Origin of the sequence: Microbacterium oxydans, from assembly GCF_026559675.1 — a bacterium.
Classification (GTDB): Bacteria; Actinomycetota; Actinomycetes; order Actinomycetales; family Microbacteriaceae; genus Microbacterium; species Microbacterium oxydans_D.
The window spans coordinates 3,104,261-3,117,548 of sequence record NZ_CP092891.1 but is presented as its reverse complement, the minus strand read 5'-3'; the positions used below and the strand labels follow the sequence as shown (position 1 = coordinate 3,117,548).

At 69.6% G+C, this 13,288-nt stretch carries 10 protein-coding genes; 4 read left to right on the top strand and 6 right to left on the bottom strand.

Annotation, left to right across the window (positions count from 1 at the left end; genetic code table 11):
• Positions 1-5: 5 nt before the first annotated feature.
• The 4 genes from MME74_RS15100 to MME74_RS15085 all read left to right on the top strand — a co-directional run bounded on the left by MME74_RS15100 (position 6) and on the right by MME74_RS15085 (position 5,564).
• Positions 6-953: a DMT family transporter gene (locus tag MME74_RS15100; RefSeq protein ID WP_267415878.1), complete on the top strand. Its 948-nt coding sequence runs from the start codon at positions 6-8 to the stop codon at positions 951-953.
• Between the two features lie 139 nt (positions 954-1,092).
• Entirely contained in the window at positions 1,093-2,394 is a 1,302-nt protein-coding gene (aspS, locus tag MME74_RS15095; RefSeq protein ID WP_267415877.1) for an aspartate--tRNA(Asn) ligase, read from the top strand.
• A 163-nt stretch (positions 2,395-2,557) separates the two neighbouring features.
• Positions 2,558-3,598, top strand: a complete 1,041-nt coding sequence (gene trpS / locus MME74_RS15090) for a tryptophan--tRNA ligase (RefSeq protein WP_267415876.1) — start codon at positions 2,558-2,560, stop codon at positions 3,596-3,598.
• A gap of 157 nt (positions 3,599-3,755) precedes the next feature.
• Positions 3,756-5,564 carry an oleate hydratase gene (locus MME74_RS15085; protein ID WP_267415875.1) on the top strand — a complete coding sequence of 603 codons (1,809 nt, stop codon included), beginning with the start codon at positions 3,756-3,758 and terminating at the stop codon, positions 5,562-5,564.
• Between the two features lie 51 nt (positions 5,565-5,615).
• Here the strand turns inward: MME74_RS15085 and MME74_RS15080 are convergent, their stop codons facing one another.
• The 6 genes from MME74_RS15080 to MME74_RS15055 all read right to left on the bottom strand — a co-directional run bounded on the left by MME74_RS15080 (position 5,616) and on the right by MME74_RS15055 (position 13,265).
• The gene (locus MME74_RS15080) at positions 5,616-7,991 is read right to left on the bottom strand and encodes an arylsulfatase (protein WP_324170118.1); all 2,376 of its coding nucleotides are present in this window, start codon (positions 7,989-7,991) and stop codon (positions 5,616-5,618) included.
• Positions 7,992-8,064: 73 nt separating this feature from the next.
• Positions 8,065-9,171, bottom strand: a complete 1,107-nt coding sequence (locus tag MME74_RS15075; protein ID WP_267415874.1) for a Gfo/Idh/MocA family protein — start codon at positions 9,169-9,171, stop codon at positions 8,065-8,067.
• Positions 9,156-9,860 carry a ThuA domain-containing protein gene (locus MME74_RS15070; protein ID WP_267415873.1) on the bottom strand — a complete coding sequence of 235 codons (705 nt, stop codon included), beginning with the start codon at positions 9,858-9,860 and terminating at the stop codon, positions 9,156-9,158. Before MME74_RS15070 ends, MME74_RS15075 begins: the two co-directional genes overlap by 16 nt.
• On the bottom strand, positions 9,857-10,729 hold the full coding sequence (locus MME74_RS15065) for a hypothetical protein (RefSeq protein ID WP_267415872.1): 873 nt from the start codon (positions 10,727-10,729) through the stop codon (positions 9,857-9,859). The genes MME74_RS15070 and MME74_RS15065 overlap by 4 nt, the downstream gene beginning before the upstream one ends.
• A complete protein-coding gene (locus tag MME74_RS15060) occupies positions 10,726-12,012 on the bottom strand; it encodes an ROK family transcriptional regulator (RefSeq protein ID WP_267415871.1) in 1,287 nt (428 codons plus the stop codon). The genes MME74_RS15065 and MME74_RS15060 overlap by 4 nt, the downstream gene beginning before the upstream one ends.
• Entirely contained in the window at positions 12,009-13,265 is a 1,257-nt protein-coding gene (locus MME74_RS15055) for an enolase C-terminal domain-like protein (protein WP_267415870.1), read from the bottom strand. The genes MME74_RS15060 and MME74_RS15055 overlap by 4 nt, the downstream gene beginning before the upstream one ends.
• Positions 13,266-13,288: the final 23 nt, after the last annotated feature.

The window sequence follows — 13,288 nt, the reverse complement described above, 5'->3', positions numbered from 1 at the left end:
AACAAATGAGTAAACAGATCGGTGTACTTCGCCTGGGTGTGACCGTCGGGGCGGCTGTGGCGTTCGTGGTGACCTGGAGCTCCGGCTTCCTCGTGCCCGCGATCGCCGTGGTCGACGTCTCGCCGCTGACGCTGCTCGTGTGGCGGTTCGTCCCGCTGGCCGTGATCCTGATCGTGATCGTCGTGAGCAGCGGCGCCGCGCGAGGGGTGACCCGAGCCGACGTGCGGCGACAATCGCTCATCGGCCTCTTCGCCCAGTTCGGGTACTGCACCGCGGTCTACGCGGCGATCGCGTCCGGTGTCGCCACGGGGACCACGGCGCTGATCGACGCCGTGCAGCCCCTCATCGTCGCCGTCCTCGTCGGCCCGTTGCTCGGGTTGAAGGTGCGCGGGGCTCAATGGGCGGGGCTCGTCGTCGGGGCGGGAGGGGTTCTGCTGGTCGTGTGCTCGCAGCTCGACGACTCCGTGGCGCATCCCGCCGCGTATCTCTGGCCCGCGCTGGCGATGGGCTGCCTCATCGTCGGAACCTTCCTCCAGCGGCGCTCCGAGCCGCGGACCGGAACGCTCGTCACCCTCACCATCCACGTCACCGTGACCGCCGTGGCGCTCGTGCCTCTCGCCGCGGTCTTCGGGGCTCTCGTGCCTCCGGCATCCGTCTCGTTCTGGCTCGCCACCGGCTTCGCCGCCGCGTTCCCGACGCTCGCGGCCTACGGCCTCTACTGGTGGCTGCTGCGTCGCGTGGGCATCACCGCGCTGAACGCCCTGCTCTTCCTGATCGCCCCGACCACGGCGCTCGCCGGAGCGCTCCTCCTCGGAGAGCCCCTCACGATCGTGACGCTCTTCGGCTTCGCCCTCTGCGGCGCGGGTGTGGCGGCCGTGCTCGTGAGCGAGGCCCGGGCCGGGAGTGAGGCCCGCGGCGGTGTTAGCATGACGGCGGTATCTGTGAGGGAGTGACGCCCCTCGGCCCTCGGGCAAGCAGGTCCCGCGCGTCCGGCGTATCGACGAGAGGCCGATGAGCGATCGGCGAAGGTGTGGTGGCACCGCGATCTAGCCCCCGCCCGCACCTCCAGGGCTTTCGCCATCTGGAGGAATCATGTCGCCATCCGACCCCGTCCGCACTCTCGCCGCCCAGCTCACCGACACGCCATCGGGGAGCAGGGTCACCCTCCTGGGGCACGTCCATCGCCGCAGAGAGCTCGCGAAGGTCTCCTTCCTGATCGTCCGCGACCGTTCGGGCCTCGCCCAGGTCGTGGTGCGTCCGGACGAGATCCCGATCGACGGACTCCCCGGCGAGGAGACGGTCGTGCGCATCGACGGCACCGCGACCGCGAACGCGCACGCCCCTGGCGGCATCGAGGTGACGGCGCCCGAGATCTCCCTGCTCTCGGAGCCCGCTCGCACTCCGGTCGTCGAGCTCTGGCGGCCCACGCTCGACGCCGCCCTGCCGACCGTGCTCGACCATGCCGCGGTGACCTGGCGCCACCCGGCACAACGGGCGAAGTGGGAGCTGGCCGCAGCGAGTCTGCGCGGCTTCCGTCGCACGCTCGACGCCGCGGGATTCACCGAGATCCAGACGCCGAAGCTCGTCGACTCCGTGACCGAGTCCGGCGCGAACGTCTTCCCCGTCGACTACTTCGGGACGACCGCGTATCTCGCGCAGAGCCCGCAGTTCTTCAAGCAGCAGCTCGTCGGCGTCTTCGAGCGCGTCTACGAGACGGGGCCCGTGTTCCGAGCGGAACCGCATGACACGGTCCGGCACCTCGCCGAGTACGTGTCCCTCGACGCAGAGTTCGGCTTCATCCGCGACCACCGCGATGTGCTCGCCGTGCTGCATCAGGTGCTGCTCGGCATGCTCGACAGCATCCGCAGCGAGAGCGGGGACGCCGTCGAGCAACTCGGGGTGGCGCTGCCAGCCATCCCCGACGAGATCCCGACGATCCACTTTCAGGACGCGCTGCGACTGGTCGGTGCGCCGGAGGACGAGCCCGACCTGGCACCCGCGCACGAGCGCGCGCTCGGCGAATGGGCCCGGGAGAAGCATGGCAGCGACGTGCTCGCGGTCGAGGGCTATCCGATGCGCAAGCGCCCCTTCTACACGCACCCCCAGCCGGACGACCCGCGATGGAGCAACAGCTTCGACCTGATCTTCCGAGGGCTCGAGCTCGTTACTGGCGGGCAGCGGCTGCACCGGCACTCCGACTACGTCGCCGCGATCGAGGCACGCGGTGAATCGCCGGAGGCCTACGCCGCGTACCTCGACGCGTTCGCGCACGGGATGCCGCCGCACGGCGGGTTCGCGATCGGCCTCGAGCGCTGGGTGTCCCGCCTCATCGAGGCATCCAACATCCGGGAGGTCACGCTCTTCCCGCGCGACCTGCACCGGCTCTCGCCGTGAGTCCGGTGGTCGCGTCGAGCGATAGCATCGGTTCCATGAACTTCAACCGCTCCGCATGGTGGTGGCTGCGATAGCAGCCGGTTGAAGCATGTTCACGGGCTGCACGGCAGTTCGTGACAGCACCCGAGAACTCCGTGTGGCTCCCGATCGTTGGGAGAGACAGATGGATTCATTCACCACCACAGCGCAGCGCTCGACGGAGGTCGCCGCCGCGGTGGCCGCGCATCCGGGGCGCTTCCGAGTGCTCACGGGTGAGCGGCCGACCGGTGCGCTGCACCTGGGGCACTACTTCGGCACCATTCGAGAACGGGTGCGTCTGCAACGAGCCGGGGTGGAGACGTTCCTCGTCCTCGCCGACTACCAGGTCATCACCGACCGGGACACGACCGCGAACGTCCGCGACAACGTGTACGGGGCTGTGCTCGACTACCTCGCCGCGGGGATCGACCCGGAACGGACGACGATCTTCACGCACTCGTCGATCCCTGCACTGAACCAGTTGCTGCTGCCATTCCTCAGCCTCGTCACGGAGGCGGAGCTGCATCGGAACCCGACGGTCAAGTCCGAGTTCGAGGCTTCGGGTCGCGCGCTGAGCGGACTGCTGCTGACCTATCCGGTGCACCAGGCCGCCGACATCCTGTTCTGCAAAGGCAACCTCGTCCCCGTGGGGAAGGACAACCTGCCGCACGTGGAGATGACGCGGGTGATCGCCCGGAGGTTCAACGAGCGTTACGGGGCGATCTTCCCCGTTCCGGATGCGCTGATCACCGCGACCCCCGAGGTGCCGGGGCTCGACGGGCGGAAGATGTCGAAGAGCTACGGCAACGCGATCTCCCTGTCGATGACGGCGGATGAGACGGTGGCGGCGATCCGTCGCACGCGAACGGACCCGGACCGACGGATCACGTTCGACCCCGAACGACGGCCGGGCGTCTCGGCGCTGCTGACGACGGCCGGGCTGTGCCTGGACGAGGCGCCGGAAGAGGTCGCCGACCGCATCGGCGACGGAGGCAGCAGTGCGCTGAAAGCCGTGACGGCGACGGCGGTCAACGAGTTCCTGAGCCCGCTGCGGGAACGGCGCCGGGAGCTCGCCACGGATGACGAACTCGTGCAGTCCGTCCTCGCGCGGGGCAACGAGCACGCCCGCGCCATCGCGGACACGACCCTCGCCGAGGTGCGCGAGGCGATGGGGACCGTGTACTAGGAGCACAGACCGGCTCGTCACAGAGGACGGTGTCGACGGCGATCCGCTGATCCACCTCGGTCTACTACGGGTGAGATGACGTGCTCCGCCTTCCGTTCCTCGCGGTCCTGCGGTCTACTGGACGCGAATCGACCGGTGGGTGGGAAGGAAGATCCAGATGTATCGCAGCAACGGAAACTACGAAGCGTTCGCACGGCCCCGCAAGCCCGAGGGGGCGGACGACAAGACCGTGTGGTTGGTCGGGGGAGGGCTCGCCGCGATGGCGGCGGCGATCTTCCTGATCCGCGACGGGCAGATCGCGGGGGAGAGGATCACGATCCTCGAAGAGCTCGGGCTTCCCGGCGGAGCTCTCGACGGCATCAAGTATCCGGAGAAGGGGTTCGTGATCCGCGGCGGACGCGAGCTCGAGGACCACATGGAGTGTCTGTGGGACCTGTTCCGCTCGGTGCCGTCGCTCGAGATCGACGGCGCCAGCGTGCTCGACGAGTTCTACTGGCTGAACAAGGACGATCCGAACTCGTCGCTCTGCCGCGTCACCGAGAAGCAGGGGCAGGACGCGCACGCGAACAAGCTGTTCACCCTCTCCGAGAAGGCGCAGAAGGACATCATCGACGTGATCCTCGCCACGCGGGAGCAGATGGAGGGCAAACGCATCGATGAGGTGTTCGGCGAGGAGTTCCTCGCGAGCAACTTCTGGCTCTACTGGCGCACCATGTTCGCCTTCGAGGAGTGGCACTCGGCTCTGGAGATGAAGCTGTACCTGCACCGCTTCATGCACCACATCGGCGGACTCCCCGACCTGTCGGCGCTCAAGTTCACGAAGTACAACCAGTACGAATCGCTCGTGCTCCCGATGCGGAAGTACCTCGACGATCACGGGGTGCGGTTCCGCTTCCATCACACCGTCACCGACGTGCACTTCGACATCACGGACGGGCGCAAACAGGCGACGCGTATCGACTGGATCGCGGACGGCGAACCGGGAGGCGTCGACCTCGGGCCCGATGACCTGTGCCTCATGACGATCGGGTCGCTCACGGAGAACTCCGACAACGGCGACCAGGACACGGCACCGCGGCTCCTCGACGGTCCCGCCCCCGCGTGGGACTTCTGGAAGCGGATCGCGGCGAAGTCGCCCGACTTCGGCCGCCCCGAGGTTTTCTGCAACGACATCGACAAGACGAAGTGGGAATCGGCGACGGTCACCACGATCGACGAACGCATCCCCGCGTACATCGAGAAGATCGCGCAGCGTGATCCCTTCTCGGGCAAGGTCGTCACCGGCGGCATCGTCACCGCGAAGGACTCGTCCTGGCTGATGAGCTGGACCGTGAACCGGCAGCCGCACTTCAAGTCGCAGAAGCCCAACGAGATCGTGGTGTGGGTGTACGGGCTGTTCGTCGAGACGCCGGGCGACTTCATCAACAAGCCGATGCAGGACTGCACGGGTGAGGAGATCGCGCAGGAGTGGCTGTACCACCTGGGCGTCCCCGTCGCGGACATCCCCGAGCTCGCCGCCTCCGCCGCGAAGACGGTGCCGGTGATGATGCCGTACGTCACCTCGTTCTTCCTGCCGCGCAAGGCCGGCGACCGCCCGCAGGTGGTTCCGGAGGGCAGCGTGAACTTCGCGTTCCTCGGCCAGTTCGCCGAGACGACCCGTGACACGATCTTCACGACCGAGTACTCGGTGCGCACCGCGATGGAGGCGACCTATCAGCTGCTGGACATCGAGCGCGGTGTGCCGGAGGTGTTCAACTCGACCTACGACATCCGATACCTGTTGAAGGCGACAGCTCGGCTGCGGGACGGCGAGGCGGTGCACATCCCCGGACCGAACTTCGTGAAGGGCAAGCTGCTCGACAAGCTCGACAACACCCAGATGGGTGAGCTCCTCACCGACTTCGGGTTGATCCCCGCGCACGGGAGCACGACGAAGCGGGAGCGCGCGGACGACGCCATCGAGTGATCCGCTCCGGGGAGCGAGGCATCGGCCCTGCTCCCCGGAGACACTCGCGCCCTACTGGGTGCCGAAGGCGACCGTGAGGTGCAGCTCGTGCTCGGCGGCGTGGTGCTGCGGGTCGAGGTCGCCGGTGTCGATCTGCGCCCAGGCGATCGCGCCGGTGAACGAGTTGCCCCTGGCTCCGTAGTCGGGGCTGACGGGGGAGCCGGTGTCGATCCCGACGTCGAGGGTCTCGTCGGCCGAGAAGCGCCCGGGCTCCGTGCGCTCGACCCGTCCGGAGCCGACCGCGACCTCGTCGACGAACAGCGTCACGGTGCCGCCCTTCGCCAACCCGCCGCCGTCGTAGTCGAACTCGAAGCGCAGCAGGTGATCGCCGGGCGTGAGGGGGCTCTCGGCGCGGACGATGCTGTGGTCGATGCCGAAGAAGTTGTAGCAATACGTCAGTGCGCCGTCGTTCGCATACAGGGCCCAGCCGCCGGCCACACCGCCCTGCGCGATCACCACGCCCTCCGCGCCGGCATCCGGAACCGTGACCTGCGCGGTCACCGCGTGCGAGCGGTTCTTGATGTTGAGCACGGCCTCTTCCGTCAGCCGCGTCATCCGCCCGCGCAGGCGCTGCGTCGTGCCGTCGACGAGCTTCGGGCGCCCGGCGAGGTCAGGGTTGGCGCGCTCGGCGAATCGGTCGTCGAGCGGGAGCACGTTGTACTTGACCGCCTCGATGAGCCACAGCCGCTGCAGCTCGTGCAGGCGCTCGGGGTGCTCGGCGGCGAGGTCGTTCGCCTGGCTCCAGTCGACCGTCGTGTCGTACAGCTCCCACACGTCGTCGTCGAAGGCGGCGAGTTTCTCCGCGCCGGTCTCCCACGGGGTGCGGTGCTTCGTGACCGCGGTCCACCCGTTGTGGTAGATCCCGCGGTTGCCGACCATCTCGAAGTACTGGGTGGTGTGACGCTCGTCGGCGTCTCCGTCCTCGAACGTGTAGGCGAGGCTGACGCCCTCGTAGGGCTTCTGCGTCACGCCGTGCACGGACGTCGGCTCAGGGATGCCCGCCGCTTCGAGGATCGTGGGGGCGATATCGATCACGTGGTGGAACTGGTTGCGCACCTCGCCGCTCGCCGCGATCGCCGCGGGCCAGCGCACGATCGTGCCGTTGCGGGTTCCGCCGAAGTGGGACGCCACCTGCTTGGTCCACTGGAAGGGCGTGTTCATCGCGTGGGCCCAGCCGACCGCGTAGTGGTTGTACGAGGCGGGGGTGCCGAGCTCGTCGATGCTGGCGGCGAGACGTTCCGGCGTCTCGAGGGCGCCGAAGCCGTTGAGGGTGATCATCTCGTTCAGCGTCCCCTGGAGGGTGCCCTCCGCGGAGGCGCCGTTGTCGCCGATGATCGCGATGACCAGGGTCTCGTCGAGGATGCCGAGGTCTTCCAGAGAGTCGAGGACGCGGCCGATGTGGTGGTCGGTCTGCTCCATGTACCCGGCGTAGACCTCCATCTGGCGCGCGAGCACGGGCTTCATCGCCTCGTCGACGTCCTCCCAGGCGGCGATGCCCTCGGGGCGTTCGGTGAGCACGGTGTCCGCCGCGACGACGCCCAGCTCCTTCTGACGAGCGAGCGTGTGCTCGCGGACGGCATCCCATCCCCCGTCGAACTGGCCGGCGTAGCGGTCCGACCACTCGGGCGGGACATGGTGCGGCGCGTGCGTCCCGCCGGGTGCGTAGTAGAGGAAGAACGGCTTGTCCGGCGTCAGGGACTTCTGGCGCTCGATGTACGCGATCGCGTGATCGGCGAGGTCCTCGTTCAGCGTGTAGCCCTCTTCCGGCGTGCCGCTCGGCTCGACCGGGTTCACGTTCTCGTAGAGAGCGGGGTAGTACTGGCTGGTCTCGCCGCCGAGGAAGCCGAAGAAGTACTCGAACCCTCCGCCGGGGTGCGGCCAGCGGTCGAACGGTCCCACCGGGCTCGTCTCCCACACCGGCACCTCGTGGCACTTGCCGAACTGCGCGGTCGAGTAACCGTTCAGGCGCAGCGTCTCCGCGACGGGCGCGCAGGTGTTCGGCCGCACGGTCGTCTGACCGGGAGCGGATGTCGCGCCCTCGGTGATGCCGCCCATGTTCACCGAGTGGTGGTTGCGACCGGAGAGGAGGGCCGCCCTCGTCGGCGAGCAGAGGGCCGTGGTGTGGAACCGCGTGTACCGGAGTCCCTCACCGGCGATCCGCTCGAGGTTCGGGGTGGCGCACGGGCCGCCGAAGACGCTCGACGAGCCGTAGCCCGCGTCGTCGATCAGCACGACGAGCACGTTGGGGGCGCCGGCCGGAGGGCGCACCTGCTCGATCGGCGGATGCGCGGCCTCAGGGTCCTTCGCGTCGTACACCGTGAGGTGCGGTCGATCCAGATCCGGAACCGGAAGGACGTTTCTGAACACGGAGTCCTGGCCAAGAGTCATGCTGCACCTTCCCGTCGTGGTTGCTCTCACGATACGAGCGCGCGCGGCGCGGCTCTCCGGCCCGGAGGGGGAATCACCCTGGCGACTTTGCCGACCTCTGCCGTGCTTCCGTCAGCGGCACGAGGGCGGGGCGCTCGCAGGTGCTGGTGACCTCGACGGTCTCGCCCGAGTCCGCGGCGGCCAGGAGCGAGGTCATCACGTCGAGCACATGGAGGGCGAGATCGCCGTTGGCCCGGCCGCCGGTCCCCGGCTCCGCCGCGGCGAGGTCGGCGACGCCGAAGCCGCGTCCCGCTCCGACGTATCCTGCGCTCGGCTCGACGGTGGTCCACTCGCCACCCAGCGAGTGCAGCAGGACGTCGCCCGCGAAGCCGTTCGGGTCCGGCACCTTCATCGATCCGCGCTCGCCGTGCACCTCGATGTTCGACGCGTGCGTGGCGACCGTGTCGAAGCTCATGACGATCGTCGACAGGGCGCCGGAGGTGTGCCGGAGCACGCCGGTGACGTGCGTGAAGATCTCCACGGGCACGGTCTCCCCTGCGCGCGGGCCGGAGCCGATCGTGCGGGTGTCGCGGCTGCGGCTGGCGGAGCCGACCACCGACTCGACGGGGCCGAGGAGGGTGATCAGCGTCGACACGTAGTACGGCCCCATGTCGAGCAGCGGGCCGCCGCCGGGCAGGTAGTAGAAGTCCGGGTTCGGATGCCAGCGCTCGTGGCCGGGCGTCACCATCGTGGCGGTGGCGGCGATCGGACGGCCGATCGCTCCGTCGTCGATGGTCTTGCGCGCGGTCTGCACGCCCGTGCCCAGGACCGTGTCGGGCGCGCACCCGAGCGAGACCCCGGCGCGACGAGCGGCGTCGACCACCTCGCGGGCCTGGTCGATGGTCGCGGCGAGCGGCTTCTCCCCGTAGGTCGCCTTGCCGTGCGCGATCGCCTTGAGCGCGATCTCCGCGTGCGCCGCCGGGATGGTCAGGTTCAGGACGAGATCGACCTCGGGATCGGCGACCAGCTCGTCGACGGTCAGCGCGCGGACGCCCTGCTCGGCAGCCACCTCCGCGGCCCGCGACTCGACCATGTCGGCCACGGCGACGAGCCGCACGGTGTCGAGCGTCGCGAAGGTCTCGAGATACTGGCCGGAGATCGCTCCGAGTCCGACGATGCCCACGTTCAACGGCTTGCCCACAGGATGCCCCTTTCGATGATGGTTCTGACGTTCGTGTCCGCGAGTGTGCGGAGGTCGTGACCCGGGGTCGCGACGAAGATCCGCCCGTCGCCCCAGCGGCGGGTCCAGATCGCCGGGACGACGATCTCGCTCTGCCACGGCTCGAAGTCGGGCGCCGCGACCGTGGTGGTGGCGAGCACGTCGTTGTAGGAGTCGGAGAGCACCCAGTACTGCTCGGTCGTGAGGTCGAAGTCGGCGATCCCCGCGACGATCGGGTGGTCCGCCTTGGCGGGGTCGATCACGATGCGGTAGTCGACGAAGCAGTCGGTGCCGTCACCGGGCAGGTCTGCGGGTGCGGCCTTCGCCCGATGCGTGGCGAACTGGCCGCCGGTGAGCTGGAGGTACTCGCTCGACGCGCGGTACGAGTCGACGATGCCGCCGTGCCATCCGGCCAGCCCGGTGCCGGCGCGGACGGCGGCGGCCAGACCGCGCACCTGCTCGGTCTCGATGGTGGACATCGTGACGCACTGGACGATCACGTCGACGGTGCGCAGGTAGGCCGCATCCTCGTAGATCGCCGGGGAGTCCTCGACGCGCACGTCGTAGCCGTGGTCCCGGAGGAACGGCACGAACGAGTCCGTCGCCTCGACCGGATGGTGACCGTCCCAGCCTCCGCGCACGATGAGCGCGGTCTTGGATGCGGTGGTCATGGATTCTCCTTCGTGGGGGATGGGGTGATGTCGAGGAGGAAGGCGGTCGCGATCTCCTCGCCGGCGGGGAGGACGATCGGTCCGAGTAGATCTCCGGTCTCGGCGTAGGGGCGGGAGGCGGGTTCGAGGGCGACCGTGTCGGCTCGTCCCCACCACGGGAACGTCTGCGTCTGCCGGTGCTCCTGCCACACGTGCAGGTGGGGGAGCAGGACGGGATCCCAGCGCAAGGTGACGGTCCAGGCCGGGGCCGCGATGACGGCGGATCCGCGCCCGCTGACGGGGAGCGAGCGGAACGCGCCGTGCCGATGGCCGGGCTCGGGGAACATCACGGTGAGCTGCTCGTCGCCGAGGAGCACGCGCGTCGCCGGGTCGACGACCGCGGACGAGAAGGCCGGATGCTCCGTCCAGGTGAAGGCGACCGGCTGCGCGGCCGTGTTGCGCACCCGCTGCCGGACGTGCAGTCCCTGTTCGGTCACCGTGGTGGTGCGGCTGACCCGCAGCGGGACGGTCCGCAGCGCCAGTTCGAGCGTCACGGCGTCCGACTGCACCGTCGTCGTGGTCCATCGTCGCCAGGCGGCCTCGCCGTGGAACGGGTGGTCGACCCCGTCGATCGTGCGGTGATCGCCGGCATTCGGCACGAGGGTGTGCCAGCCGCCCGCGTACCGCTCGTGCCATTCGCGGTTCGAATCGGAGGCGCCGGGTGCGACCGGTGTCTCGACGTCACGCCCGTCCACACGGAACAGCAGCTCCGTCCCGCTCTCCGCATGCACGAGCGACGCGATGCGCGCGCCGGTCTCGTCGACGGCCGCGAGGAACGAGCCGTGCGGGGAGTGCAGGGTGTGGCGGCGTCCGGCGGTGCCCCCGGTCACCGGAGATCGTACGGTCGCGTGCGACGCACGACCGGGGCGAAGGAGGCGTGGAAGATGGTGGATGCCGCGCCGACGGCTCCCGCTTCCCCGGACACGACCGACCGCTCGACGCTCACATGTCGGGCGCGATGCGCGGTCGGGAACGTGTTGACCGCACGGTCGATCGTCTCCATGACCATCTCGCGCAGCTCCGGCTCGAACGTGGGACCGCCGACGACCACCATGGGCAGGTCGAGCAGATCGATGAGCGCGGCGGCGCCGAGCGCGATGACGTCCGCCACCTGCTGCACGGCGGCGATCACGGTGGCGTCGCCCGCTGCGACCTCGGCGCAGAACTCCCGGTACGTGCGGGCGGGGCCGTCGTAGCCGAGCTCGCGCGCGATCTCCGGGATCGCCACGGTCGGGTTGCACTCCCGGACGAGCTCGGGGCGCCCGTCGCCGTCGGTCCGCCCGAGGCGGACGGCGCAGAGCTGGCCGAACTCGCCGGCGTTCCCGCTCATGCCGCGGAACGCCTCGCCGTTGAGCACGAGGCCGGAGCCCATGCCGGTGCCGAAGTAGAGGTACGCGAAGTCGGTGGACCGCGCCGTGCGGCCGAGCCAGCGCTCGCCGACCGCCGCCGCCGTCCCGTCCTTCTCCACCACGACCGGGTAGGGCAGGCGCTCCTCGAGCATCCGCTCGAGCGGGACGTTGCGCCACACCTCCGACAGCGGCAGGTCGAGCAGCGAGCCGTCGCCCGTTATCGGACCGGGAACGGCCACGCCGACGCCGAGGAACGTGGTGCGGTCGACGGCCGCGGCCTCGAGCACCTCCTCGACCTGCGTGGCGATGAACTCCACGAGCCCGGTGGGGGAGACCTCGTGGTCGAGCCGCACGCTCCGGTGCTCCAGCACGCGCCCGTCGAGGTCGACGAGCACCACGGAGATGACCTCGGGGTCGACGAGGATGCCGGCCGCGTGGGCGGCCTCGGGGCGCAGCCGCACGGGGGTGCGCGGCTTGCCGAGCCGTTCGGTGCGCTGCTGCTCGCCCTCCGCGAGCAGGCCGCGCTCCAGCAGGACGCGCAGGATGCGGGAGACCGACTGCTGGGTGAGTCCGGTGCGCTCGGCGATCTCCGTGCGGCTGATGGTGCCCGCCTGCCGGATGGTCTCGATGATGGCGACCTCGTTGAAGGAACCGAGGTCGTGCTGGTTCGCGCCCGGACGGTCGCCCACCGAACGGGGATCGCGCGTCGAGTACGTCCGCGCCTCCGCCCGCCGCGGAGCGATCGGTTCGGTCGTGTCGGTCACGGTGCCTCCAATGCTCCGTCGGGTCGGCGCACACCGGCGGCCCACTCGTCGTGTCCCGAGAGTTCGGCGGGATAGCGCGCAGCGGCATCCTCGTCGATGTCGATGCCCCACCCGGGGGCGTCGTTGGGTGTCAGCCAACCGTCCACGATCCGAAGCGTACCGGGGAAGACCTCGTGCGTCGCCTCGGCGTAGACGTGTCCTTCCTGGATGCCGAAGGCGGGGGAGACCACGTCGAGCGTGACGTTGGCCGCCGCGCCGATCGGCGAGGTGTCGCCGGGGCCGTGCCAGGCGGTGCGCACGCCGCACAGCTCCGCGAGATCCGCGATCTTCTTCGCGGGGGTGAGCCCGCCGATGTCGGAGACGTGGCTGCGGATGAAGTCGACGCCGCCGTCGCGCACGAGGCGCACCGCGTCGGTCAGCGAGGTCGTGAGCTCACCGACCGCGATCGGGGTCGCGGTCGCGGCGCGCACCTCGGGGAGACGGTCCCAGTGCTCGGGCGGCAGGATGTCCTCGAGGAAGAACAGGCGGTAGGGCTCCAGGGCCTTCGCCAGCCACAGCGCCTCCTTCGGGGTCAGCCGCGAGTGCACGTCGTGCAGCAGCTCGATGTTCGCGGGGAGCTGTTCGCGAGCGGCCTCGAAGAGCTCCGGTGTGCGGCGCAGGTAGTCGCGCGCACTCCAGCCGTTCCGATAGGGGGAGTCGGGGTACTCGGTGGGCACGGCGGGGGCTCCGTAGCCGCCGCCTCCCGGTGTCGACATCTGCAGGCGGATGTGGCGCCAGCCCTGCGCGATCAGCTCGTGCGCGTGATCGAGGGTCTCCTCGATGGTGCGGCCGGACGCGTGCAGGTAGGTGTCGGCCGCGGCGCGGACCTTGCCGCCCAGCAGCTCGTACACGGGCATCCCCGCCCGCTTGCCCGCGATGTCCCAGAGCGCCTGGTCGATGCCGGAGATGGCGTTGTTCGTGACCGGGCCGCCGCGCCAGTATCCGGAGAAGGCCGCGAGCCGGGTGAGGTCGCCGATGTCGCCGGGGTAGCGGCCGATGAGGAGCCTGGCGAGGTGCTCGTCGATGAACGTCTTGACCGCCTTCCACCGCTGGGTGAAGGTCGCACACCCCAGGCCGTACAGTCCCGGCACGTTCGTGTCGATCCGCACGACGACGAGGGCCGTGCCGAACGGTGCGGTCGTGATCGCCCGCACCGAGGTGATGCGGATGTCCTCCCGGGGCTGCCAGGGGTTGGCGAAGGTGTCGATGGGCATCGGGGTGCTCCTGTCTCCAGTCA

Coding starts and splice junctions, on each gene's coding strand:
- aspS (WP_267415877.1), top strand. CDS start 1,093: ATGTCGCCATCCGACCCCGTCCGCACTCTCGCCGCCCAGCTCACCGAC.
- MME74_RS15070 (WP_267415873.1), bottom strand. CDS start 9,860: ATGACCACCGCATCCAAGACCGCGCTCATCGTGCGCGGAGGCTGGGAC.
- MME74_RS15100 (WP_267415878.1), top strand. CDS start 6: ATGAGTAAACAGATCGGTGTACTTCGCCTGGGTGTGACCGTCGGGGCG.
- MME74_RS15085 (WP_267415875.1), top strand. CDS start 3,756: ATGTATCGCAGCAACGGAAACTACGAAGCGTTCGCACGGCCCCGCAAG.
- MME74_RS15080 (WP_324170118.1), bottom strand. CDS start 7,991: ATGACTCTTGGCCAGGACTCCGTGTTCAGAAACGTCCTTCCGGTTCCG.
- MME74_RS15055 (WP_267415870.1), bottom strand. CDS start 13,265: ATGCCCATCGACACCTTCGCCAACCCCTGGCAGCCCCGGGAGGACATC.
- trpS (WP_267415876.1), top strand. CDS start 2,558: ATGGATTCATTCACCACCACAGCGCAGCGCTCGACGGAGGTCGCCGCC.